This is a genomic window from Sorangium sp. So ce176, from assembly GCF_051519835.1.
Lineage (GTDB): Bacteria > Myxococcota_A > Polyangia > Polyangiales > Polyangiaceae > Sorangium > Sorangium cellulosum_G.
In genome coordinates, this window is sequence record NZ_CP150371.1 from 3,574,752 (window position 1) to 3,599,970 (window position 25,219).

The following is a 25,219-nucleotide window of genomic DNA, read 5'->3' on the forward strand; positions in this document are numbered from 1 at the left end:
CGAGAAATCCGGTTGGGCACGTGGCCGTCGCGGGGCGGAGGCGCCGCGCGGACCAGGGCTGTTCCCATGGGGCTGCGCCCTTCGAATCGGCATCGCGGCGGGACGCGCGCAGCACAAAGGTGTTTCGCCGGAGCTTCACCGAGGTAGCGCAGAGCTCGTCCGCCGTCGGTGCGCGTTCCCGTCGTGACCGTTTTGGCCCGAGGCAAGGCCACGGCGCGAGCCGCTGAGCGGCTTCCCTCGTGCGACGAGAACGTTTATCACAGTTCCTCATTCATTGAGCCGTTCCCCCGGGAACGAAGCAATCCGGCGGCATCCCCGCTGTTCAGTCGCGCGTCGCGCACGGAGAAGATCGGATGAAGCGTTCCATTCGCGGTCTCACGCTCTCGCTGGCGCTCTTCGCAGGCCCGCTCGCGCACGCGCAGCCCGGCAAGCGGCCCGACGTCAACGCGTACCTGCTCGCGCCGAAGGCGGCGATCGCCCCGGCAGATCCGCGCGCCGCGGCCGCCGCGCGCGCCGGCGGGATCGTCACGGCCGTCGACGAGCAGCGCGGCGTCCCGAGCTTCCTCTGGGCGGCGCAGGGGGACGCGCCCGCCGTCGCCGCGGGCGTCAGGCCGGAGGCCGCCGCCCGGCTCCACCTGAGCCGGTTCGCGGGGGCCTACGGCCTGTCCAGGGCCGCGCTGGAGACGGCGCGGGTGGTCCACGTCCACGACCTCGGCCAGGGGCCCGTCATCGTCACCCTGCGCCAGCGCGTCGACGGCGCCGACGTGTTCCAGACCGACGTGAAGGTGCTCATGCGCCAGAACCTCGAGCTCGTCGCCATCTCCGGCAACCTCCACCCGGCCGCCGTGCCCGCGAAGGCGAGATCGATCCGCCGCGCGTTCCGCCTCGCGCCGGCCCAGGCGCTCGCCACCGCGCTCCAGGACCTCTACGGGATCCACCCCGGGCCGGGCGGCATCGTCGACACCCAGCGCCGCACCGGCGACTACCACGCCCTCGACCTCGCGCCGACGAGCGCGCTCCGAGCCGCGGGCCTCCACCTGGTCGAGCCGGCCCGCGTGAAGATGGTCCAGTTCCCCATGCCGGACCGGCTGGTGCCGGCGTACTTCGTCGAGTTCATCTCGGGGAAGGTCAAGTCCGTCTCCTCGGACGCCTACGACTACGTGATCGCGGCCGACGACGGCCGCGTCCTCTACCGCCGCGACCTTGTCGAGAACGACGCGTTCAACTACCGCGTCTGGGCCGAGACAACCGGGAACAGCCGGCCCCTCGACGGCCCCCAGGCCGACTTCGTGCCGCACCCGACCGGCGCGCCGGACGGGTCGCAGCCGGCGTTCGTCCCGGCGCCGCTCGTCTCGATGGAAGGGTTCAACAGGAGCCCGGACGGCGGCGTCGATCCGTGGCTGCCGGAGAGCGCCGTCCAGACCCGCGGCAACAACGTGGACGCGTACGCGGACCACAACGACCCGGACGGCTACTCGAACGGCGACATCCGGGCGGTCACGACCGCGGACAGGACGTTCGACCACGTCTACGACCCCTTGCTCGAGCCGCTGTCGAGCGAGGCGCAGACGATGGGCGCCGTGACCCAGCTCTTCTACGTGAACAACTGGCTGCACGACTGGTACTACGACTCCGGCTTCACCGAGGCCGCCGGCAACGCCCAGCAGGACAACATGGGCCGCGGGGGCCTCGGCGGCGACCCGATGCTCGCCGAGGCGCAGGACGGCGCCCTCACGACGGAGTCGCCGCGCAACAACGCGAACATGACAGCGATGTCCGACGGCGCCTCGCCGCGGATGCAGATGTACCTCTGGAACAGCCAGGATGTCCGGCGCTCGCTGACGATCGCGCCCGGCGGCGCCAGCCTGAACACCGCCACGGCCTCGTTCGGGCCCGGCAACTTCAACCTCACCGCCGAGGTCGCGCTGGTCGACGACGGCACCGACCCGAACCCGGATGACGCGGTGGATGGAACGCGCGACGGGTGCGAGGCGCCGCTCCACAACGTCGCGGGCAAGATCCTGCTCGTCGATCGGGGCGGCTGCACCTTCAAGCAGAAGGCCGTGAACGCCGAGGCGGCGGGCGCGGTCGCCCTGCTCATCGCCAACAACGCGCCCGGCGTGCCCGCGCCGGCGCTGGGGAACGGCGCGCCCGAGGACGCCGTGGTGAGCATCCCGGTGCTCTCCACCTCGTTCGAGGACGGGAGCAGCCTCAAGGCCGCGGTCCTCGAGGGGCCGGTCACGGCCTCGATGGAGCGCGTCCTCGGGCTCGTGCGCGACGGCACGATCGACAACACAGTCACCGCCCACGAGTGGGGGCACTTCCTCCACCGGCGCCTGACCCAGTGCGGCACCGCGCAGTGCAGCGCGCAGAGCGAGGGCTGGGGCGACTTCCTCGCCCTGCACATGGCGCTCCGCGAGGGCGACGATCTCGGCGGCACCTTCGCGACCTCGATCTACGCGTCGGAGGATAGCGGCGACAGCGGCTACTTCGGCGGCCGCCGGGCGCCGTACACGGTCGACTTCGCGAAGAACGGGCTCACGTTCAAGCACATCTCCGATGGCGTGGCGCTCCCGGAGCACCCGATGATCGAGGGCGGCGGGCCGAAGAACTCCGAGGTCCACAACGCCGGCGAGATCTGGGCGCTCATGATGTTCGAGGCCTACGTCGGGCTGCTCACGCGCGAGGAGGACGGCAGCCGCGTCTACTCGTACGAGGAGGCGCGGCGGCTCATGTCGGACCTCGTTGTCGCGGGGATGAAGCTCGCGCCGACGGACGCGACGTACACCGAGCAGCGCGACGCCCTGCTCGCGGCGGCGTACGCGCGCAGCGAGGGCGACATGCTCGCGCTCGCGAACGGCTTCGCGCGGCGCGGCGCGGGGACGTGCGCCGAGTCCGCGCCGCGCAGCTCGGACGATCTCGTCGGCGTTGTCGAGGGCTTCGACCTGACGCCGCGGGGCGCTGTCTCGCTGGGGCAGCCGAACGACGGCGTGCGCTCGTGCGACGACGACGGCTTCCTCGACGCCGGCGAGCGCGGCACGGTGACGCTCGAGGTGCGGAACGCGGGCCCGGTCCCGCTCCGCGGCGCCGCGGCGACTGTCTCCTCGACGAACGAGCGCGTGTCGTTCCCGGACGGGACCGCTGTCGTGTTGCCCGAGATCCCCCCGTACGGGACACGGACCGTCGAGATCCAGGTCGACGTGGACGAGGCCGTGGCCGGGATCGAGACGCTGGAGCTCCGCGTGGAGGTCACCGCCCCGCGGGCGTGCGAGACGGAGGTCGTCGGCGTCGCCGGGGCGCGCCTCAACATCGACGACGCGCCGGGCTCGTCGAACGTCGAGTCGGTCGAGAGCGAGGTGCCCGTCTGGGCGAAGAACGGCGAGGAGGCGGGCTCGGTCTGGTCGCGCGAGAAGACCGACCTGACGAACCACGCGTGGCGCGGCATCGATTTCCCGAGCCTTTCCGACACGCAGCTCGTCTCGCCGCCGCTCACGGTCGGCGCGACCGAGCCGCTCGTGATCACCTTCAGCCACCGCTACTCGTTCGAGATCACGCCGGCGACGGACGCCGCGGCGGCGATCCACTGGGACGGCGGGCTCATCGAGATCAGCGACGACGACGGCGCGACGTGGAACGACGTCGCGACGTACGCCGATCCCGGGTACGGCGGGCCGATCGGCAACACGGTCGACGAGCCGTCGGTGAACCCGCTCGCCGGCCGCGAGGGCTTCGTCGGCGCCAACGAGGGCTGGCCGGCGCCGGAGCAGGTGACGCTGGACCTCGGCACGGCGTTCGCGGGGAAGACAGTGAAGGTCCGCTTCCGCATCGGCACCGACGCCTACGCGGGCGATTTCGGCTGGGAGATCGACGACATCGAGGTCCGCGGCATCACCAACGAGCCGTTCGGCGCGCTCGTCGCCGACGCGCCCGGGTGCGGTGAGCCGCCCGTGGGCGAGGGCGGCGCCGGCGGCGAGGGCGGCGGCGTCGGCGGCGCCGGCGGCGAGGGCACCGGCGGCGAGGGCACCGGCGGCGAGGGCGGGGCCGGCGGCAGCGGCGGCGCCGACGTGCCGACCGACAACCCCGCGCCGTCCGGCGACGACGACGGCTGCGGCTGCGAGGTCGCCGGCGGCCCGACGACGGCGCCGACGACCGCGGCGCCGATGGCCGCGCTCCTCGCCATGGCGCTGATGGGCGCGCGGCGGCGGCGCCGCGGGGTCGCCTGATCGGCGGCCGAGGCGCTCAGCGCCGCGCGGGGTGAGAGCCGGGCGCGCCCGCGTCCGGCGGCTCCTCGCTCCATTCGACGGCGATCGAGTCCTCCTTCGCGCTCGCCGGGCCCGTCCACTCGGTCGTGACAGCGTCCACGCTCGCGGGCGGCTCCTCGCTCCAGTCGACGTCGATGGCGTCGACGACGGTCGGGCTGCTCGCCGGGCTCGCGCGGACCGTGGCGGGCCCGGCCTCCTCGCCGGGGCCGGCGGGCGCCTGCTGCCCGTGCAGCGTGATCGCGTCCGGATCGATCGCGCGCGCGAACCGCGACGCGTACGGGGGCGGAGCCCCGCGCAGGAGGGCGCGCACGTCCTCGAGCATGTGGCGCGCGTCGGGGTAGCGCTGGTCGCGGTCGAAAGCGAGCGCGCGGTCGACGACGAGGCACACGTCGCGCGGCGTGCGCGGCGCGCGCTGCGCGAGGGGCGGCGCCGGCTCCTTGCCCATCTTCAGCAGGAGATCGAAATCGGTGCTCGCCTCGTGCACGTGGCGGCCGGCGATCAGGCGGAACATCGTGGCGCCGATCGCGAACAGGTCGGCGCGCGCGTCGATGTCGCGGCCCTTCGCCTGCTCCGGCGGCATGTACGGCGTCGTGCCGAGCACGATGCCCATCCGCGTGAGCTCGCCCTGGAGGCTGGAGTCCTGGCGGATCCGCGCGAGCCCGAAATCGAGCACCTTGATGCGCGGGCCGACGCCGGGCGGGGGCGTGCTCTCCGGGTCCTCGCGGACGACGAACAGGTTGGCCGGCTTGATGTCGCGGTGGATGATCCCCTGCGCGTGCGCCGCGCCGAGCGTGTCGAGCACCTGCGCTGTGAAGCGGAGCACCTCGGCCAGCGGGACGCCGCCGAGGCGGCGCTCGCGCTCGGAGAGCGACTCGCCCTCGAGCAGCTCCATGACCAGGAACGGCGCGCCGTCCTCGGCGACGTCGATGTCGCGGATCTCGACCGCGCCGGGGTGGCGGAAGCGGTTCGCTGCCTGCGCCTCGCGCTCGAACCGGTCGCAGATCTCCTTCGACTTCGCCGCTTGGGGGTGCAGGATCTTGAGCGCGTCGCGGCGCCCGATCCGGTGGACGCCGACGTAGACGGCGGCCATGCCGCCCGCGCCGAGCAGCCGCTCCAGCGTCCACTTGTTGCGGAGCGTGGTCCCCACGCGTCGTGAAGCGGTGTCGCTGCTCATGGGGTCCTCGCGCCCATGGAAGCGGCGCCGCCGCACGCGGTCAACGAGCATGCGAGGGTACGGCAGAGCTCGAGCGCCGCGGCACCCCCCTCGGGGCGCTGCTCGACGCGCGGCGCCTCGCCGGATCAGCGCTGCTCGACGAGCGGCGCCTCGCCGGACTCGGGGCCGAGCCGCTCGACCTCGCTCCACAGGGCGTCGAGGTCGAGCGCGAGCCCCTCGAGGCCGGGCACGCCGGAGACCACGCCGTCCGCCGCGGCGCGCGCGTGCACGTAGCGGCCGTCCGCGCCGAGCTCGAGGAGATCGAGCGTCGCCGCCTGCGGGTCGATGAGCCAGTACCAGCGCACCCCGAAGCGCGCGTACTCGTGCAGCTTCTCCACGCGGTCCCGGCGCGCGTCGCGCGGCGAGGGAGAGATCACCTCGACCATGATGTCGGGCGGGACGTGAATCACGCCGCGACGGGGCGGCGTGCGGCTCCCGGGCAGGTACGCGGAGGCGTCGGGCTTCCGGCCGGAGGAGGCGGCCACGGCGAACTTCGCTTCCGAGCCCAGCACCAGCCCCCCCCGCGCGATCAGCCAGCTCCGGAGCACCCCGATGACCCAGGCCACGATGACCTCGTGAACCGCGTCCGGCACCTCTTCCTCCGCGAGAAAGCCATCGACGAGCTCGCCCGGCTCGTCTTCCGGCAGGCTGGCCCAGTCGGCGAGGGTCAGCCTTCGCCTGGCCGACGCCTGGCTCGCCGCGCCGTACCCGATCTCGACCGCGCCTTGTACCATCACGACGGTCTCCAGCGTAGCACGCCGCCCTCGGTCTCCCGAGGGCATCGCCCCGGCCCTCCGCCGGCCCCGGCACTCTCCGCCTCCCGCTTCCTCCCCCCGGCCGCGCCGGCTACCCTCGGCGGGATGTTTCACCCCGTCGTGGACCGGTGGTTCCGCGGGCGCTTCGGCGCCCCCGCGCCCGCGCAGGAGCGCGCCTGGCCGGTCATCGCCGCCGGCCGCGACGCCCTGATCAGCGCGCCCACCGGCGCCGGCAAGACGCTCGCGGCGTTCCTCTTCTGCCTCGACCGGCTCGTCCGCGACGCGGCGCGGGGCGCCCTCGAGGACCGCACGGACGTCCTCTACATCTCGCCCCTGAAGGCGCTCTCCCACGACGTCCACCGCAACCTGGAGCAGCCGATCGCGGAGATCTCGGCGGCCATGAGGGAGGCGGGCCTGCCCGCGCCGGGCATCCGGGCCGTCGTGCGGACGGGCGACAGCCCCGCGCAGGAGCGGCGCGCCATGGCGGCCCGGCCGCCGCACGTGCTCGTCACCACGCCGGAGTCGGCGTTCATCCTGCTCACGAGCGAGTCGGGGCGGCGCGCGCTCTCGGGCGTGCGGACCGTGATCCTCGACGAGGTCCACGCCATCGCCGGCGACAAGCGCGGCGCCCACCTCGCCCTGTCGCTCGAGCGGCTCGAGGACCTCGTTGTCAGCCGCGGCGGCGCCCGGCCGCAGCGCGTCGGCCTCAGCGCCACCGTCCGCCCGATCGAGATCGCCGCGCGCCTCGTCGCCGGCGCGCGCGAGCTGCCCGAGATCGTCGACGTCGGGCAGCGGCGGGACCTCGACCTCGCCGTCGAGGTGCCCCGCGACGAGCTCGGCGCCGTCTGCACGAACGAGCAGTGGGCCGAGATCTACGACCGCATCGCGGCGCTCTCGGCCGGGGCCCGGTCGACCCTGGTCTTCGTCAACACGCGCCGCCTCGTCGAGCGGGTCGCGCACGCGCTCGCCGAGCGGCTCGGCGAGGACGTCGTGGCGGCCCACCACGGCAGCCTCTCGCGGGCCCGGCGGCTCTCGGCCGAGCGGCGGCTCAAGGCGGGGGAGCTCCGCGTCGTCGTCGCGACAGCGTCGCTCGAGCTCGGCATCGACGTGGGCGCGGTCGATCTCGCCTGCCTCGTGGGCTCGCCGCGGTCGATCAACGTCGCGCTCCAGCGCATCGGCCGCTCGGGCCACGCGCTCGCCGCGACGCCGCGCGGGCGGCTCTTCCCGCTGACGCGCGACCAGCTCGTCGAGTGCGCGGCGATCGTGCGCGCGGCGCGGCGCGGCGAGCTCGATCGGATGGCGTCGCGCGAGGGGCCGCTCGACGTGCTGGCGCAGCAGATCATCGCCGCGTGCGCGTGCGAGGAGCGGGACGAGGACGGGCTCTACGACCTCGTCCGCCGGGCCGCGCCGTACGAAGGCCTGTCGCGCCGCGACTTCGACGCTGTCGTGGCGATGGTGTGCGGCGGCGCCGCGTCCGCCGCGGAGGAGGGCGCCTCCGCCGCGCGGGGCGCGCGGCAGCGGGCCGGCTCGCTCGTCTACCGCGACGCGATCGGCCGCCGCCTGCGCGGGCGGCGCGGCGCGCGGCTCGCGGCGCTCACCTCGGGCGGCGCGATCCCGGACATCGCGGCCGTGGACGTGGTGCTCCAGCCCGACGGCACCAAGGTCGGCACGCTCGACGAAGACTTCGCGATCGAGTCGTCCGCGGGCGACGTGTTCCTGCTGGGCAACACATCGTGGCGCGTGCTCCGCCTCGAGGGCGCGCAGATGTGGGTCGAGGACGCCCACGGCGCCGCGCCCACCGTGCCGTTCTGGCTGGGGGAGGCGCCGGCGCGCACCCCGGAGCTCTCGGCCGAGGTCGCCGCGCTCCGCGCCGAGGTCGCCGCGCGCCTCGAGGAGGAGCGGGCCGAGGGCGCGCAGCGGGGCCAGGGCGGCGGCGAGGAGGCGCGCGCGGCGCTGTCGATCGCGGCCCGGTGGCTCATGGAGGCGTGCGCGCTCGACGCGCGCGGCGCGCTGCTCGTGCGCGACTACATCGAGGCGGGGCGCGCGGCGCTCGGCGCGGTCCCGGGCGGCGCGACGGTCGTTGTCGAGCGCTTCTTCGACGAGGCGGGGGGGCAGCAGATCGTCGTGCACACGCCGCTCGGCGGCCGCGTGAACCGCGCGCTCGGGCTCGCGCTCCGCAAGCGCTTCTGCCGGTCGTTCGACTTCGAGCTCCAGGCGGCGGCGACCGACGACGGCGTGCTGCTCTCGCTCTCGGCGGAGCACGGGCTGCCGGTCGAGGAGGTGCTCGATCTCGTCCGCCCCGAGGGCCTCGAGGAGGTGCTCGTCCAGGCGGCGCTCCAGGGCCCGATGTTCCGCACGCGCTTCCGCTGGGCCGCGTCGCGCGCGCTCGCGCTGCTGCGCTTCCGGGGCGGGCGGCGGGTCCCGCCGGCGCTCCAGCGCATGCGCGCCGACGACCTCTTGCTCTCGATCTTCCCCGAGCAGCAGGGCTGCCAGGACAACCACGGGATCGGCGCGCACATCGACCCGCCGGACCACCCGCTCGTCCGCGAGGCGCTGCGCGACTGCCTGGTCGAGCTGATGGACGTCGAGGGCCTGCGGGCGCTGCTCGTCGGTCTGCGGAGCGGCGCGATCCGGGTCGTCGCGCTCGACACGCCGGAGCCGAGCGTCTTCTCGCACGAGATCCTGAACGCGAACCCCTACGCGTTCCTCGACGACGCCCCGCTGGAGGAGCGGCGCGCCCGCGCCGTCCGGGTGCGCCGCGGGCTCCCGGCGGAGGTCGTCGAGCGGCTGGGCGGGCTCGATCCGGAGGTCATCGCCGAGGTGGTCGCCGAGGCGCGGCCCGACGTGCGCGACGCGGACGAGCTGCACGAGCTCCTGCTCGACAGGGTGGCGCTCCCCGCGGACGAGGGGATCCGGAGCGGCCACGCGCGGCTCTTCGAGGCGCTCTGCGCGGCCGGGAGGGCGGCGGAGGCGCGCGCGCCAGCGGACGCGGGCGGCGCGGCCGGCATGGCCGGCGGCTCGCCGGGCGCGCCGCGCTGGGTCGCGACGGAGCGGCGGCCGCTGGTCGAGGCGATCTGGCCGGAGGCCGTGTTCGCGCCCGATGTCGTCGTGCCGCCCGCGCTGCGCGCGCCCGACGGGGCCGATCGAGGCGCGGCGATCACGGCCCTCGTTCGCGGCTTCCTGAGCGCCGCGGGCCCTGTCTCGACCGGGGAGCTCGCGCGCCGGCTCGACGTGCCCGCGCACGAGGCGCTGTCGGCGCTCGCGCGGATCGAGCTCGCGGGCGGGGCGCTGCGCGGGCGCTTCCGGTCGACCGCGCCGGCGGGGGCGGCGCGCGGCGGCGCGGGCGAGGCGGACGCGCCGGGCGCGCGGGACGTCGGCGGCGCGCCGGGGGGATCGGGCGATCTGTCGCTCGAGTGGTGCGACCGCCGCCTCCTCGCCCGCATCCACCGCCGCACTGTCACGGGGCTGCGCAAGGCGATCGAGCCGGCGACCGCGGCCGAGCTCATCCGGTTCCTCCTCGGGTGGCAGGGCGTGCGGCCGGGCACCCAGGCGCGCGGGCCCGGGGGCCTCGGGCGCGTGATCGAGCAGCTCCAGGGCTTCGAGCTCGCCGCCGGGGCGTGGGAGCGGGAGGTGCTGCCTGCGCGCGTCGCCGGCTACGAGGAGGCGTTGCTCGACGCGCTCTGCCTGTCCGGCGAGGTGGCGTGGGGCCGCGTGGTCCCGCGCGAGGCGGCGGCGCCCACGCGCGCGGCGCCGATCACGCTGGCGCTGCGCCGCGATCTCCCGTGGCTCCTCGCGCCGCGCGAGCGCGAAGGGGAGCCGCCGCCGGCGTCGCTCGCCGAGCCGGCGCAGGGCGTGCTGTCGTTCCTGTCGCGCGCGGGCGCGTCGTTCTTCGACGACATCGTCGCGGGCGCGGGCCGCTCCAGGGCCGACGTCGAGGACGCGCTCTGGGAGCTCGTCGCCGCCGGCCTCGTGACCGGCGACGGCTTCGCCGCCCTGCGCTCGCTGCTCGGCGGCGGACCGGCCGGCGCGTGGGGCGCGGACGCGGCGCGGCTGCGCGGCGGGGGGCGCCGGGCGGGCCCTGTCGCGTCGGGCAGGTGGTCGCTCCTGCGGCCGCGCCCGGAGGCGTCCGCTCCCCTGGCCGCCGGCGCCGTCGACGAGGCGGGCGACGGCCTCGACGTCGTCGAGGCGCTCGCGCACCAGTACCTCCGCCGCTACGGCGTTGTCTGCCGCGAGCTGCTCGCGCGCGAGCCGCGGCCGCCCGCGTGGCGCGACCTCCTCCGCGTCTACCGCCGGCTCGAGATGGCGGGGGAGATCCGGGGCGGGCACCTCATCGCCGGCTTCGTGGGCGAGCACTTCGCGCTGCCCGAGGCGCTCGACGCGCTCCGCGCCGTCCGCCGCGAGCCGCCGTCCGGGGAGATCGTCCAGCTCTCCGCGTGCGATCCGCTCAACCTGGTCGGGATCGTCACGCCGGGGCCGCGCATCCCGGCCGGCCTCGGCAACGTGGTCATCTACCGCGACGGGGTGCCGCTCGCGCCGATCGCCGCCGCGCCGGCGGAGCGGGCGCGCGTGCCCGCTGCGCTCTCGCGAGCCGCCGTGTGAGCCGCGTGGCGCGTCCGCGGGCGCGCGCGCCGCGCGGGAGGGTCGGGACAGGGGCTCGTCACGGCGCCTGGCGCTGCGCCAGGCGCTCGCGAGCGCCGCTGGTGCGTGACTGGACATCCAGGCGCTCTGGCGGGTCGCCGCGTCGGCTCGATGATGAACTCTCGCTCCGATGTGGGCGCCACGGCTCGGGGTAGAATTGCGAGGGATACTACCTGATTCGGCCGCGTCGACCGGCAGCGTCCGTTCTTGAAAAACTCCGGCGCGCGCGGTTTGTATAGTGGCCCCATGCATCTCTTCGATCGCAGCGCTCACGTCCGCGTCCTCGCGATGATCTCGGCCGCCACGATCGCCGTCGCCTGCTCTCCCAAGGTGAGGAACTATGGATCTGGCACCGACGGTGTCGGTGAGGGTGGAGGCGGGAGCGGCGCTGGCGGCAGCGACCCAGCCGGCGGCGGGGGAAACGGAGGCAGCGCCAGCAGCAGCAGCACCAGCGGCACCGGCGGATCCGCGCCCGAGCCCGGCCGGTTTCGCTGGGCGCTCCAGATCGGGGAGAACGGCCACGACTCGGCCGCAAGCGTGGCGGTGGACCCGAAGGGCAACCCCGTCGTCATCGGTCATTTCTCCGGCGCCATCGATCTCGGCGGAGGCCCCATCGTCGCGCAGGAGGGCTCTGCTTCGTTTCTCGCGAAGTTCGATCGAGACGGCAATCACCTCTGGAGCAAGTCGTTCAGCCTGAGCCTGTCCTCTGGCCAGCACGTCGCGCACACCGGCGGCGGCGAGCTCTTCGTGGGAGGTAGCTACTTCCGGAACGTCGATCTCGGCGGAGGACCGCTGCCCGAGAGCAGCGGCGGGCTCGGGCTCGCCAAGCTCGAGAGCCTGTCCGGCGATCACCTCTGGAGCAAGGGGTTCGGCGACCAGTACTCCAAGGAGCTGAGCTACGTCGCCGTGGACGGCGCGGGGGCGGTCCTCATTTCCGGCTCGATCGGCGGCACGGCCGATTTCGGCGGCGGGCCCGTCGGCGACGAGTACAGCGGCAACGCGGTTTACGTCGCCAAGCTGGACGCGCAGGGCAATCACGTCTTCACGAAGTACATCGATGACCAGAGGTCCTGGCTGGGAGCCGGCGGGCTGGCCGCGGACGCGGCGGGCAACGTCGCTGTGGCGGGCGCGTTCCAGGCGAACTTCAACCTGGATCCGGCCGCCGCCCCCTTCTTATCGCGGGGAGGAAACGACATCTTCTTCGCCAAGCTGGCGCCGGACGGCGCGCTCCTCTGGCAGAAGGCTTTCGGCAACAGCCTTGAGGACAACGCCTCTCAGGTGGCGTTCGACGCGCAAGGCAACGTGTTCCTGGCCGGCACGTTCCAGGGGAGCGTCGATTTCGGCGGCGGCGCGCTTGTCGCGCTCGGCACGAAGCCGAACTTCTATGTCGCCAAGTTCGATGCAGCGGGAAATCATCTCTTCAGCCGTGGCTTCGGCGACTCGGATCTCCAGCAGGTCGCGTCGATCGCGGTGGATGCATCGGGCAACACGCTCATCACGGGGACGTTCCTCGGCGAGCTCGATCTCGACGGCGCCGTGCTCACGAGCAAGGGCACGATGATGGACCCCAACGGATTCCTCTGGGGCGGCGACATCTTCATCGCCAAGCTCGGGCCTGGAGGCCAGCACCTCTGGAGCCGCCACATCGGTGATCCGGACGTCCAGTCCGCGAGCGGCGTGGCCGCCGGCCCCGGAGGCGAGGTGTTCGCCGTCGGATTGTTCCGCGGCACCATCGATCTCGGCGGCGGCCCGATGACCACGCGCGGCGAGGCCGACGGCTACCTGGTCAAGCTCGACCCCTGAGCGTCCCCCGCCAGCGGGGGCGCCGCCGCCTCCCGCACGGCCCGACAGGAGATCGCGCCTGCGCGCGCGCTGACGGAGAGGACCGAGAGCCCTGACGCGCTGCGCGCGCCGCTGTACGCTGTTCCGCCCTGCCCGAGCACACATTGCGCCCCAACGCTGATGCGTCAATATCCTCGTCCAACAACGCGCTCGGGGGGGCGTTCCTTGTCAGCCGAGGCCACCTTCATGTGGATTGCCCGTCCCGCGCTTCGACATCTCCCCACCTCCGCCCGCTGTACGCCGAGTCCGTCCCAGGTATCCTGGACGATGAGGATCGCGATCTTCGCGGTGCTTCTGCAGGGCCTTGGGTGCGGCAAAGGCGAATCGGCTCAGCGTGAAGGCGCGAAGGCCGAGTCCGGAGGCAAGGCGGAGAGGCCTGCGCCCGACGTCAAGGAGGTGACGCTGGCCCCTGTGACGGAGCTCGATGTTGAACAAACCATCGACATCTCGGGGACCCTGGACGCCGATGAGCAGGTGACGGTCGGGGCCAAGGTGCCAGGGCGACTCGCGTCGATCTCGGTCGATCTCGCGAGCCCCGTCCAGCGAGATCAGGTCATCGCTCAGCTCGAGACGAGGGATTACGAGCTGCGGATCGAGCAGGCCGCGGCCGCGCTGGCGCAGAGCCGCGCTCAGCTCGGCTTGCCCCAGGACGGGCCTGACACAGAGCTCGACGTCGAGAGCACGGCGATCGTGCGGGAGGCCCTCGCGACGCTGAAGGAGGCGCAGGCCAACCAGGTCCGGGCGCGCAACCTCGCCAGGGAAGGGCTGATGTCGGGCATGGACCTCGACGCGGCGGAGGCGGCGGCGGTCCGCGCGGAGACGGCCGTGCAGTCCGCGCGCGAGGAGGTGCGCATCCGCGAGGCGGCGGTGCGCCAGCGTCGATCCGAGCTGCGCATGGCGCGGCAGCAGCTCACCGACGCCGTGGTGCGGTCGCCGATCGACGGCATCGTGCAGGTGCGGCGGGCGAGCGTGGGCCAGTTCCTCGCCGCCGGGGCGCCGATCGCGGACATCGTCCGCGTCGACCCGCTGCGGCTGCGCGTGGCCCTGCCGGAGACCGAGGCGGCCGGCGTGCGCGCCGGGCAGCAGGTGCGCGTCACCGTCCCCGGGGACACCGCCGTCCACGCGGGGACCGTCGCGCGCCTCGCGCCCGCGATCGATCCGCAGAGCCGGACGCTGCTCGTCGAGAGCGACATCAAGAACCCCGGCCACCTGCGGCCAGGCAGCCTCGTCAACGCGCAGATCGTCGTGAGCGCGAAGCCGGCGCCGTCCGTGCCCGCGACCGCCATCGTCCGGTTCGCCGGCCTCTCGAAGGTGATCACGGTCGAGGACGGCAAGGCGAAGGAGAAGCAGGTGGTCACCGGGAAGGCCGCGGGGGATCGCGTCGAGATCGTCTCCGGGGTCGCGGTGGGGGAGTCGGTCGTCGCCCGCCCCGGCTCGCTCCAGCAAGGCCAGCCGGTGCGCGTGGTGGAGGGGAGCTAGGATGCAAACGCTCGCCAGGATCTGCATCCAGCGGCCCGTGTTCGCCGCGATGCTGGGGCTCGCCCTCATCGTCGTCGGCGCCGTGGCGTACTTCCGGCTGGGCGTGGATCGCTTCCCCGCCGTGGACCTGCCGACCGTCTCGGTCCGCACCACGCTCCCCGGCGGCGCGCCCGAGGACGTCGAGGCGGAGATCACCGAGGAGATCGAGGAGGCGGTCAACACGGTCGAGGGGATCACCGAGCTCCGCTCGATCTCGTCGAGCGGCAGCTCCGTCGTCATCGCGACCTTCAACCTCGACCGGGACGTCGACTCGGCGGCGCAGGACGTGCGCGACCGCGTGCAGGCGGCGCTGCGCAGCCTGCCCGTGGGCACCGATCCGCCCATCATCGCGAAGCAGGACAACGACTCGACCCCGGTGATGACGATCGCCCTCTCCGCCGATCGCTCGATCCGCGAGCTCACCGAGATCGCCGACAAGCTCGTGCGCGTGCAGCTCGAGCGCTCGTCGGGCGTCGGCGAGGTGCGCGTCGTCGGCGGGCAGGAGCGCGCGATCAAGATCTGGCTCGCCGCCGATCGGCTCGCCGCGTACGGCCTCCCTGCCACCGCCGTCCGCGAGGCCATCGTCCAGCAGAACGCGAACATCCCCGCGGGCAACGTCACGGGGAAGGAAGAAGAGCGGACGCTGCGGACGATGGGCCGCATCGAGAACGCGGGCGACTTCAACAACCTGGTCGTCGGCAACGTCGAGGGCAGGCCCGTCCGGGTGCGCGACGTCGGCCGCGCCGAGGACGGCACCTACGAGCAGCGGTCGCTCGCGCGCCTCGACGGCAAGCCCACCGTCGTCCTCAACGTCGTGCGGCAGTCGGGCGCCAACACGGTCGCGGTGATCGAGGCCGTGAAGGCGAACATGGCGAAGCTCTCCGACCAGCTCCCGGCGGACGTGAAGCTCGAGGTGATCCGCGATCAGTCGGGCTACATCTACACGGCGCTGCACGAGATCAACGTGCACCTCGTCCTCGGCAGCTTCCTCGCGTGCGCGGTGGTCCTCCTGTTCATGAGGTCGTGGCGGTCCACGATCATCGCGGGCGTCGCCATCCCGACGTCGGTCGTCGCGACGTTCGGCATGATGTGGGCGCTCGACTTCACGCTGAACAGCGTGACGATGCTCGCGCTCGTCCTGATGGTCGGCATCGTCATCGACGACGCCATCGTCGTCCTCGAGAACATCTTCCGCTTCGTCGAGGAGAAGAAGATGGACTCCTTCGAGGCGGCCAGGGCCGCCACGAAGGAGATCGGGCTCGCCGTGCTCGCGACGACGCTGTCGCTCGTCGTCATCTTCGTCCCCGTGTCGTTCATGTCGTCGATCTCGGGGCGGTTCCTGTTCCAGTTCGGGATCACGGCCACGGTCGCGATCCTCGTGAGCCTGCTCGTCAGCTTCTCGCTGACCCCGATGATGAGCGCGCGCCTGCTCCGCAAGGAGGCGAGCCGCGCGCACGAGGCGGGCGGCGAGGGCGAGGTGAAGACGCGCCGCGGCTTCTACGGCCGGCTCGAGGCCCGGTACACGGGCGCCCTCGAGTTCGCGATGCGGCACCGCGCGCTGGTCGCCGTGTCCGCCGTCGTGGTGATGGCGTCGTCGGTGCCGCTCTATGGGCTCGTGAAGCAGGAGTACATCCCCTCGGGCGCGGACGACGCGGAGTTCGAGATCCGCGTCACGGCCCCGCTCAGCGCGAGCCTCGGCGCGATGGACGACGTGATGCGGCGGATCGGCGACGACGTGCGCAGCGTGCGCGGGGTGCGCAGCGTGCTCGCCACGGCGGGCGGCGGCTTCATCGGCGGCGTCAGCTCGGGCGAGGCGTTCGTCCGGATCGCCCCGCACGACGAGCGCACGTTCTCCCTGACGCGGCTGTTCCGGGAGACGTTCTCCGGCAACCCGCTCCGCGCGTTCAAGGACAACTACGCGCAGAAGGACGTGATGCAGGAGGTGCGGCGCAAGCTGCGCAAGTACACCGACCTCCGGATCTCGGTCCGCAACGTGCCCTCGTTCAACATCGGCGGCGGAAATTTCGAGATCGACTTCGCGATCCAGGGGCCGGACATCGAGGCGCTCGAGCGCTACGCGAACGAGCTCCGGGACCGCTCCGCGCAGCTCGGCGGCATCGTGGACGCGGACGTGACGCTGAAGATCGACAGGCCCGAGCTGCGGGTGCTCATCGATCGCGAGCGCGCCGCGGCGCTCGGGGTCCGGACCGAGGACATCGCGGGCGCGCTGCGCCTGATGGTGGGCGGCGATCAGGAGGTCTCGCGCTTCCGCGACGAGGAGGCCAACGAGAACTACGACGTGCAGCTCCGGCTCATCGAGGAGGATCGCGACGAGCTGGCGGCCGTCCGCCGCCTGTACGTGCCGCGGACGGCGCGCCCGTCGTCGGCGCAGCAGCCGGGGGTCGCCGGCGTCGCGGCGGCGCCCAGGGCCGGGGCGCCGCTGCTCCGGGGCGACCTGGTGCGCCTCGACAACCTGGTGCGCATCGAGGAGGCGAAGAGCCCGTCGCGCATCGACAGGCTCGATCGCCAGCGGGTCTCGAGCCTGCGGGCCGGCGTGGCTCCCGGCTACGCGCTGGCCGACCGGCTGGAGGCGCTGCGCGGCGCCGCGCGCGAGATGGACATGCCGTCGGCGTACACGACCAGCGTGCGCGGCCGCGGCGCGGAGCTGGAGCGCACGTTCGGCGAGTTCATCTGGGCGTTCCTGCTGTCGATCGTGCTCATGTACATGATCCTCGCGTCGCAGTTCGAGAGCCTCGTGCACCCGGTCACGATCCTGCTCTCGCTCCCGCTGTCGGTGCCGTTCGCGCTGCTGAGCCTGTGGGCCACCGGGAACACGCTCAACCTCTATTCGGCGCTCGGCTTCCTCGTGCTGTTCGGCGTGGTGAAGAAGAACTCGATCCTGCAGGTCGACCACATGAACAAGCTCCGCGCCGAGGGCATGCCGCGCGCGCAGGCGATCCTCCAGGCGAACCGCGACCGGCTGCGGCCCATCCTGATGACGACGCTCGCCCTTGTCGCGGGCATGCTGCCGCTCTGGCTCGGCACGGGCCCTGGCGCCGAGGAGCGCCACACCATCGCGGTGGTGGTCATCGGCGGTCAGTCGCTCAGCTTGCTGCTCACGCTGATCGTCACGCCGGTCTCGTACTCGCTGCTCGACGATCTCGCGCACAGCGAGCGCTGGGGCCGCGTCTGGGCCCGCGTGGGCTCGCTCCGCGACCGGGCCGTCGCGCAGGCCGGCCGGCTCATCGCGCGCGTGCGGCGGACGACGTAGGCGGGGCGGGCGCTCGGCCGGGGCGCGTCAGGCCTTCGCGATGCCGAGCGCGGCCACGACCACCGAGGCCCAGCCCACGAGCAGCAGCAGCCCGCCGAACGGCGTGACCCTGCCGAGGCCGCGGGTGCCGGTCAGGGTCATCACGTAGAGGCTGCCGGAGAAGAGGAGCACGCCGCCCGCGAAGCACAGGCCGGCGACGATCGCCGCCCTCCCGCCGGTGCGCGCGGCGAGGTGCGCGGCGAGCGCGAGCGCGAGCGCGTGGACGAGGTGGTACTGGGCGCCTGTCTGCCACCAGGACGCGCGCAGCGCGCCGTCCGGCAGCCCGTCCAGCCGCGCCTTGAGTCCGTGGGAGCCGAAGGCGCCGAGCGCCACCGCGAGGAAGCCGTAGGCGCCCGAGAGGAGGAAGAACAGGCGTTCCATCGGGCGCGGAGCTTAGCCCATGGCCACGGCGCGTCACCGGCCACGTGACGCGCGGGCCACGGCCGCGCCCGTCGTCCCGCCGTGGACCGCGCCTCAGCCGCCCTGCGCCGGTCGCCGCGGGAAGATCGTCCCCCGGATCTCGGCGGGCGACGCGCCGAACGCCGCCGCGAGGTGGCCGAGGACGAGGCGGTTCAGCCGGCCGTCCGGCGGCGCCTTGACAGCGATCACGAACGCGGCGTCGACAGGCGTGCCGGCGTGCCTCGCCGCCCGCTCCGCGAGCGCCGCCGCCTCCGGCCCCGGGAGCTCCCCCCGCCGCGCCACGCGGATCTTCACGTAGAGCGCCGCCCGCATCAGCGCGTGGTAGGCGTGGATCCACGCCATCCAGCGCTCCTCCGGGCCCCCGGCGAGCGCCAGCGCGAGCGCCTCGCGCCGCCGCTCGATTTCATTGAAGGGCAGGTTGTCGAGCTCGTTCAGCGCGCCGGGGAACTCGCCCGCCAGCGCGCGGAACACCTCCCTTCCCGGGATCGGCTCGCCGGCCGAGCGCGCGCGCCGGAGCTCCGCGATCGTGCGGTACTTGCGGTCGAGCTGCGACAGCGCCTCCGGAGAGAGCCGCGCGCCGCCGTCGGGGCTCGCCGAGGACGTCACAGCCAGCCGTGCGGGAACGCGAGCACGTCGCCGATCGAGGAGGCGCCGAGGCACAGCGCGACGAGCCGATCGACCCCGAGCGCGTTGCCCGCCGCGGGCGGCATCCCCTCCTCGAGCGCGTCGAGGAAGCGCTCGTCGATCGGGTAGACCGGCTTGCCCTGGGCCGCCCGCGCGACCTGATCGGCGAGCAGCCGCGCCCGCTGCTCGACAGGGTCGGTGAGCTCGCCGAATCCATTGCAGAGCTCGACGCCGCCGACATACAGCTCGAACCGCTCGCACACCCGCGGGTCGCCTGGCTTCAGCCGCGCGAGCGACGCGAAAGGCGCGGGGAAATCGACGAGGAACACCGGGCGGGGAAGCGCCGCGAGCGCCGGCTCCACCTGATCCACGAGCAGGCGGAAGAACCGCTCCTCGTCGCGCGACGCGAGCGCGATCGCGTCGTCCGCGGGCACGCCCGCCCAGCGCGCGAACGCCTCGCCGACAGAGATGTGCGGAAACGGCCGCTCCAGGCTCACCTGCCTGCCAGCCGCCGAGATCGTGCCCCCGGCGCCGAGCGCGTCCGCCACACGCTGTACGATCGCCTCCGTGTCGGACATCACCTCGTCCACACCCGCGAACGCGCGATACCATTCGAGCATCGTGAACTCCGGGTTGTGCCTGTCCCCGAGCTCCCCGCGGCGGAAGCAGCGCGCGAGCTGGAAGCAGCGCGGAACGCCGCCCGCGAGCAGCCGCTTCATCTGGTACTCCGGGCTCGTGATCAGGAAGGTCGGGCGCGCCGCCTGCACCTCGAACGCGTCGAGGTGCAGATCGAGCCCGGGGGAGGGGACCATGCTCGGGGTCTCGACCTCGAGGAACCCGCGCTCGGCGAACAGCGCCCGGATCGCCGCGAGCGCCGCGGCTCGCCGCGCGAGCGCCGCGCCGCGCCCGCGGTGGATCGCGCGCTCGGTCTCGCTCGACGGCGGCGCCGCGGCGCCCGCGCGCCCCCGCGGCGGCCTCCGCGGCGCGATCCGCTCGACGAGCCGCGCGGACGCGAGCGCGCCGCCGGCCGGCGCCCCCTCGACGACCGCGAGGTCGCCGACCTCGATCGGCGCGGCGCCCGCGCCGTCCAGCGCGACGCGCACGGCGCCGAACGCGTCGCCGAGGACGACGGCGCCCTCCGCGATCTCGAGCACGCGGCCGCCGACGCGCACCCGGCCCGGCAGCGGCGCGACGGCGGACGCGACGTCGCTCGGGGCGAGCGTCTCCGGGAACCCGGTCAAGATGTTTGTTTCAGAGCGACCCACGGGGACCTGCGCCGGAAGTCCCGGAGACATACCACGCATGTCCGCCAAAGACGTCAGGCAAGAAGCCAACGACGGTCACAGATCCTCACGTTTCCGCGAGGGCGCCGCCTCGCTCCTCCTTGAAGACCCAACGTAACTCGATACGTTGGTCGCGCTCGTCGGTCCGGCCTCGCCGCGCCTCACGCGAGCGCTGCTTGCAGAAACCCAGCCGGAGAGAAGACCCATGAGACGACAGCTCCTCTTGCTTCCGTTGACCGCGCTCGCGACCCTCGTCTCAGCGGGGCCTGCCGCCGCGTCCGACTGGCACACGGTGCCGCCGGGCTCGCCGGCAGCGGCCCTGTCCGCTCGCAGCGCGGCGGGCGCGCGCCAGGCGGCAGAGGTGTATCTGAAGCACGCTGCTCCCGAGCTCGGGCTTCACGGCGTCTCGCTGCGCTATCAAAGGGAGCTCCTGGCCGGGGAGCACCGCACTGTCCGGTTCGAGCAGTTCCACCTCGGGCTGCCCGTGCTCGGCGCCGCCGCGGCGGTCCGCGTCGCCCCGGGCGGCCGCGTGACGGCCGTGGTGCTCGACGTGGCGCGGGACCTGTCGGTGTCGACGGCGCCGAAGTACCGGGAGGAGGCCGCGCGGAAGGCGGTGGAGACGACGTACGGGATGACGCTGGCGGAGCGGCCGAGCGCGGCGCTCGCGGTGTTCCCCGAGGCGGAGACGGCCGGCAAGCTCGTCTGGGTTGTCGACGTCCGGTCCGAGCGCGGCGGGGACCGCTACCTCGTGGACGCGCACACAGGGAGCATCGTCCACCGGCGGCCGCTCGCCGTGGACGCGCGCGGGCGCGTCTACCCGATCAGCGCCGCGGTCACGCCGCGGGTCGAGGATCGCGAGCTGACGGACCTCGACGCGGCGGATCCCCAGACCTTGAGCGGCTGGAGCGGCAACCTCAGGGTGGTGAACTACGTGGGCGGCGACCTCCTGTCCGGCGTCCCGCTCACCCTGGAGCAGAGCGTGGAGCCCAACTCGGGCGCGGACTTCCTCTACAATCCCCCTGCGAGCGCGGACGACGCGCACGACCAGTTCGCGCAGGTCGGCATCTATTACCACCTCACGCGGATGCGCGATTACTTCAGGTCGACTCATCAGCTCGACATGACGGCGCCCAGCTGGAAGCTCGTCGCGGTCGCCAACATGCTGGAGTCGGGCCGGCCGATGGACAACGCGTTCTTCTCGCCGGAGGGCGTGGGAGCGCCCTTCGACGCGCCGAACCTCGTCGCCATCGGCCAGGGCTCCTATTTCGACTTCTCGGACGACTCCGACGTGTTCCTCCACGAGTTCACTCACTACATCTCGGCCAACGCGGTCGGCTACAACGAGGGCCAGTTCGCGATCAACGAGTACGGGCTCTCTCCGTGGGGCGGCAGCATCGACGAGGGCCTCGCGGACTACTTCGCGTGCACGGTGAACGGCGACTCCACGCTCGGCGAGGCGACGCTCGAGCTCTTCGGGATGCAGCGCGAGCTCACGGACGACGCCAAGACGTGCCCTGACGATCTCGTCGGCGAGGTGCACGAGGACGGCGAGATGGTCGGCAGCCTCGCGTGGTCCTTGCGCGACAGGTTCGGTCCGGCGGTGGGCGACAAGCTGGTCTGGAGCGCGATGACGCTGCTCACCCGCAACGCCTCGCTCGACGACTTCGCCCGGGCGCTCCAGACGTCGGCCGGCGATCTGGTGAGCGCCGGTGAGCTCTCGGCGGCGGACGCCAGCGCCGTGGACGCGCTCATCAAGAGCCGCGGCCTGGACGACTGCGACGAGGTGCTCGACCTGAGCGGCGGCAAGTCGCGGCGGACGCAGATGTTCGGCATCGACTCGCTGATCCTGGGCTCCGGGGCGTCGTGCGCGGAGGCCCGCGCGCAGATCAGCCTCCAGAGCCTCTTCCACTTCAAGAGCACGCCGGATCCGACAGCGAAGGGCATCCGCTTCACCGTGCAGCTCCAGCCCGCCGGCGGCGGCGACCTCGAGTGGAACATCTACGTGAGGACCGGCCGTCATGTCGGCTTCACGTCGACCGGCTTCCTGCCGGCGGCCACGCGCTTCGATTACAGCGTGGAGAAGATCACGGACACCCACGGTGAGATCGTCATCGACGAGACCTCCGATCCGCCGTTCGACCCCGCGCAGACGTATTACATGGTGCTCGGTCACGGGAACTGTCCGCCCAGCATCGTGACGGCGGAGAGCGAGGATCTCGGGGTCGAGCCGCCGCCGGATCCCGTGGATCCCGTCGATCCCGACGAGCCGGAGCCCGGCTCGTCGGGCGGCGCGACGCCGGGGCCGACCAGGTATCCGCCCGCGGATCCGCCGGCGGAGGGGTGCGCGTGCCGCGCGGCCGCACCGAGCGCGCCCGCCGCCCCGTGGGCGGCGCTCTCGGGGATCGCGCTCGCCGGAGCGGCCGTGCTCAGGCGGCGCGCCCGCGCGCGCCGGGCTCGCGGCTGAGCCGCCGCGCGTCACGCGGCGCGCGCCGCTCCTCGCGGGGCGCGCCCTCTACCTAACGCCCGCCGGCGCCGCCGGTGCCGCCGGCGCCGCCGGTGCCGCCGGCGCCGCCGGTGCCGCCAGCGCCGCCGGTGCCACCAGCGCCATCCGTACCGCCCGCACCGCCGTTGCCGCCGCCCGCGCCGTCCGTACCGCCCGCGCCGCCCGTGCCCGTGGCGGTGCTCGTCGTCGTGGTCGTGCTGGTGTTGCCGGCCGACGGCTCCAGTGAGGGGTCGCAGGCCTGCGTGATCACGCCGGGTCGGCAGCAACGGTGTTGTTGCGTTTGCTGGCCGATGGCCGTGCACTCGAGCCCGGCCGCGCAGTCCTCGCTGCCGTTCGCGATGTCGCAGGGCTCGCCCTCGCGCTGGTCGCTGCAGCTCGCGGCGGAGGCGAGGACGGCCGCGGCGAGCGCGGCCAGGAGGAGCGCGGGGCGCAGGGCGTTGCGCGACGTCTTCAGGGCTTTCACGCGCGCTGGTCTAGCAGAACCAGGCGGGCTTGCCTATTGCCCATCTACGGCGGAGGAGCCGCCCTGTTCTTGGCGTCGATCGCGTCGATGAACAGCCCCATGTACTGCGCTGCGCTCGTGATCGAGAAGATGAGCGACAGATAGATGAGCAGCCGCCCCACGTGCACCACGTCGACCTCGCCGAAGTCGACGCCGAGGTGGATCCGGTACGGGTAACCGAGGATCAGGCAGACGATGCCGATCATCTGCAGCGCCGTCTTGATCTTCCCGCCGTCGCCCGCCGCGATGACGAGCCCCTCGGTCGACGCGATCGAGCGGAGCGCCGTGATCGTGATCTCGCGCGAGATGAGCAGCACCACCGCCCACGCCGGGATCCGGCCCATCGGGACCAGCCACACCAGCGTGCTGGAGACGATGAGCTTGTCGGCGAGCGGATCGAGGAACTTGCCGAGCACGCTCACGAGGCCCTGCCGGCGCGCCAGGTAGCCGTCGAGCATGTCCGTGAGCGCCGCGAGCGAGTAGACGCACGCGGCCCAGAAGCAGTCGCGCGGCGCGCCCCGCGCCAGGAGCAGGAGGACGGCCGGGATCATGACGATCCGGGCGAACGTCAGCAGGTTCGGGAGGTTCTTCGCGTCCTCCCAGAGCGTCCTCCGCCGCTGCGCCTTGATGCCCCGCAGGGACGTGTCCGCGCTAGCGGCCATCGACGAGAACCATCCCCTCTCCACCGAACGTCACGAACCCCTGCATCCCTCCGGGCGCCTCGGTCGCGGGCAGCGTGCGCGGCAGGAGCCGCCCCATCCACCCGAGCACCGCCGTCGCGCGCGTCGACGTCGGCCGCGACGGCGTGATCTCCAGCGCCGCCGCGCGCTCGGGCACCGAGAGCACCACGTGGCCGCGTCCGCGGAGCTGCACCATCGCGATCGCCTCGCCGTCGCCGGCCGGCAGGCGGCCGTTCTCGTAGCCGATCGGCAGCTCGAAGCCGATGAGGACGTCCTCGCGCAGGTAGATCGGCTCCTCCCCGAGCGTCACGGCGTGGAGCCTCCGCCCCTCCGGCGCGCCGAGCACGAGCTCGCAGCGCCCGCCGATCTCCACGAACGGCGTGCTCGGCCCGCCGAGCGGCTCGTCGAAGATGCGGCCGCGCGCCTGCCGCTTCAGCACGTGCGTGGCCGTCCCGGAGTGCACGCTCATCGTGCGCAGCCCGTCGAGCCGGGTCACGAAGCCCTTCGCCGCCTGCACGAGGACGACGCCGGTCGCGTGCCGCGCGATCGCGACGTCACGCGGGAAGGTCAGCAGCCGCTCGCGCACGAGCCCCAGCAACGTCTCCGGCGGCTGCGCCGCGAGCGGCGCAGCCGCCGGCTGCGGCGTCGCGGGCGCCGCCGCGGGGGGCGGCAGCGACGACGACCTCGCGGCGGACTTCCGGCTCGCCAGCGACGCCTCGCTCGTCGCGGGGACGGAGACCGAGAAGCGGCCTGTGGGCGAGGGCTCCTCGGGCGCCATCGAGCCGCGGCGCAAGGACGGCTGCGCGCTGCCTGCGAGCGGCGCCTGCACCGCCGGCATCGACGGGACCGTCGGCGCCGCGCCGCCCCTCGGGCCCGGCGCTCTGCTCACGCCCGCCGCGGCTCCCGTGCGGCCGTCCGCCCCGAGGCTCCGGACCGACGGCGGCGCCGGGATGGTCGCCATCGTCTCGCGGCCAGGCTCGATCGCCGACCAGGTCCCGGACGGGATGCGCGGCAGATCCGAGTCGTGCCTAAAGCCCGCGCCGGCGCGATCGAGCGCCTGCACCGCCTCGCCCGCGGCGCGCTGCACCTCGGCTCGCGCCTCGGCCTTGGCCTCGACCGGCGGCTGATCCTCGGTGTCGGGCGGCTCGATCGGGTACCTGCCCGTGCTGCCCCCCGTCATGTCGAGGAGGCGGCGCGCCATCGCGTCGTGGCCGCCCGCCGCGAACGCGTGGCTCGCGCGCTCGTAGTCGCCCATGCGCTGGAACGCGAGCCCCAGGTAGCCCCAGGCGCGCTGGTGCTTCGGGTTCTGCTCGAGCGCCTTCTCCAGCTCGGACCGCGCCTGCGCCGGTTGCCCGGTCTTGAGGTACGAGAGCGCGAGGTTGATGCGCGGCTCGACAGCCTCCGGGTGGGCCTGGATCAGCCGCTCATAGATCGCGATCGCGCGCGGGTAGAGCCCGAGCCGGAAGTAGACGATGCCGAGGAGATCCTGCCCCTTGGGATCGCTCGGCTGGAGCGAGAGGGCGCGCTCGAGCTCCGCCTTCGCGGCGTGGACCCGGTTGTCCTGCAGGAGCTCGCTGCCCCGGTGCAGGTGGAACAGGAACTCCTCCGCTGCGACTTCGCGGGTGGAAGGCCGGGGATCGTCGCGCTCGGGCATCGTCGGGTGGATCGT

The 25,219-nt window shown here is 73.6% G+C and carries 14 protein-coding genes; 6 read left to right on the forward strand and 8 right to left on the reverse strand.

Annotation, left to right across the window (positions count from 1 at the left end; genetic code table 11):
• The first annotated feature begins 353 nt into the window (after positions 1-353).
• Positions 354-4,223: a M36 family metallopeptidase gene (locus WMF42_RS13580; RefSeq protein WP_437692310.1), complete on the forward strand. Its 3,870-nt coding sequence runs from the start codon at positions 354-356 to the stop codon at positions 4,221-4,223.
• Between the two features lie 16 nt (positions 4,224-4,239).
• Here WMF42_RS13580 and WMF42_RS13585 read toward each other — a convergent pair whose 3' ends face one another.
• Positions 4,240-5,436 carry a serine/threonine-protein kinase gene (locus WMF42_RS13585; RefSeq protein ID WP_437692312.1) on the reverse strand — a complete coding sequence of 399 codons (1,197 nt, stop codon included), beginning with the start codon at positions 5,434-5,436 and terminating at the stop codon, positions 4,240-4,242.
• A gap of 125 nt (positions 5,437-5,561) precedes the next feature.
• Entirely contained in the window at positions 5,562-6,209 is a 648-nt protein-coding gene (locus WMF42_RS13590; RefSeq protein ID WP_061611394.1) for a Uma2 family endonuclease, read from the reverse strand.
• A 126-nt stretch (positions 6,210-6,335) separates the two neighbouring features.
• Between WMF42_RS13590 and WMF42_RS13595 the strand changes: the two genes are divergently transcribed.
• From WMF42_RS13595 to WMF42_RS13610, 4 genes are all read left to right on the forward strand, one after another.
• Positions 6,336-10,829: a DEAD/DEAH box helicase gene (locus tag WMF42_RS13595; RefSeq protein ID WP_437692314.1), complete on the forward strand. Its 4,494-nt coding sequence runs from the start codon at positions 6,336-6,338 to the stop codon at positions 10,827-10,829.
• A 285-nt stretch (positions 10,830-11,114) separates the two neighbouring features.
• On the forward strand, positions 11,115-12,671 hold the full coding sequence (locus WMF42_RS13600; RefSeq protein WP_437692316.1) for a hypothetical protein: 1,557 nt from the start codon (positions 11,115-11,117) through the stop codon (positions 12,669-12,671).
• Between the two features lie 306 nt (positions 12,672-12,977).
• Entirely contained in the window at positions 12,978-14,189 is a 1,212-nt protein-coding gene (locus WMF42_RS13605) for an efflux RND transporter periplasmic adaptor subunit (RefSeq protein WP_233562334.1), read from the forward strand.
• 1 nt (position 14,190) lies between these two features.
• Positions 14,191-17,499 carry an efflux RND transporter permease subunit gene (locus tag WMF42_RS13610; protein WP_437692318.1) on the forward strand — a complete coding sequence of 1,103 codons (3,309 nt, stop codon included), beginning with the start codon at positions 14,191-14,193 and terminating at the stop codon, positions 17,497-17,499.
• Between the two features lie 27 nt (positions 17,500-17,526).
• Here WMF42_RS13610 and WMF42_RS13615 read toward each other — a convergent pair whose 3' ends face one another.
• From WMF42_RS13615 to epmA, 3 genes are all read right to left on the reverse strand, one after another.
• Complete coding sequence (locus tag WMF42_RS13615; RefSeq protein ID WP_434047241.1) at positions 17,527-17,919, reverse strand: DUF423 domain-containing protein; 393 nt, start codon at positions 17,917-17,919, stop codon at positions 17,527-17,529.
• Positions 17,920-18,012: 93 nt separating this feature from the next.
• Complete coding sequence (locus tag WMF42_RS13620) at positions 18,013-18,564, reverse strand: hypothetical protein (protein ID WP_437692320.1); 552 nt, start codon at positions 18,562-18,564, stop codon at positions 18,013-18,015.
• Entirely contained in the window at positions 18,561-19,823 is a 1,263-nt protein-coding gene (gene epmA / locus WMF42_RS13625; RefSeq protein ID WP_437692322.1) for an EF-P lysine aminoacylase EpmA, read from the reverse strand. The genes WMF42_RS13620 and epmA overlap by 4 nt, the downstream gene beginning before the upstream one ends.
• Positions 19,824-20,070: 247 nt before the next feature.
• Here epmA and WMF42_RS13630 point away from each other — a divergent pair, with 247 nt between their 5' ends.
• On the forward strand, positions 20,071-22,329 hold the full coding sequence (locus WMF42_RS13630) for a hypothetical protein (RefSeq protein ID WP_437692324.1): 2,259 nt from the start codon (positions 20,071-20,073) through the stop codon (positions 22,327-22,329).
• A 52-nt stretch (positions 22,330-22,381) separates the two neighbouring features.
• Here WMF42_RS13630 and WMF42_RS13635 read toward each other — a convergent pair whose 3' ends face one another.
• From WMF42_RS13635 to WMF42_RS13645, 3 genes are read right to left on the reverse strand one after another with little or no spacing between them, the layout of a single operon-like run.
• Positions 22,382-22,831, reverse strand: a complete 450-nt coding sequence (locus WMF42_RS13635) for a hypothetical protein (RefSeq protein WP_437692326.1) — start codon at positions 22,829-22,831, stop codon at positions 22,382-22,384.
• A gap of 44 nt (positions 22,832-22,875) precedes the next feature.
• The gene (gene pgsA, locus WMF42_RS13640; RefSeq protein WP_061610878.1) at positions 22,876-23,532 is read right to left on the reverse strand and encodes a CDP-diacylglycerol--glycerol-3-phosphate 3-phosphatidyltransferase; all 657 of its coding nucleotides are present in this window, start codon (positions 23,530-23,532) and stop codon (positions 22,876-22,878) included.
• On the reverse strand, positions 23,522-25,204 hold the full coding sequence (locus WMF42_RS13645) for a tetratricopeptide repeat protein (protein WP_061610877.1): 1,683 nt from the start codon (positions 25,202-25,204) through the stop codon (positions 23,522-23,524). Before WMF42_RS13645 ends, pgsA begins: the two co-directional genes overlap by 11 nt.
• Positions 25,205-25,219 lie beyond the last annotated feature (15 nt).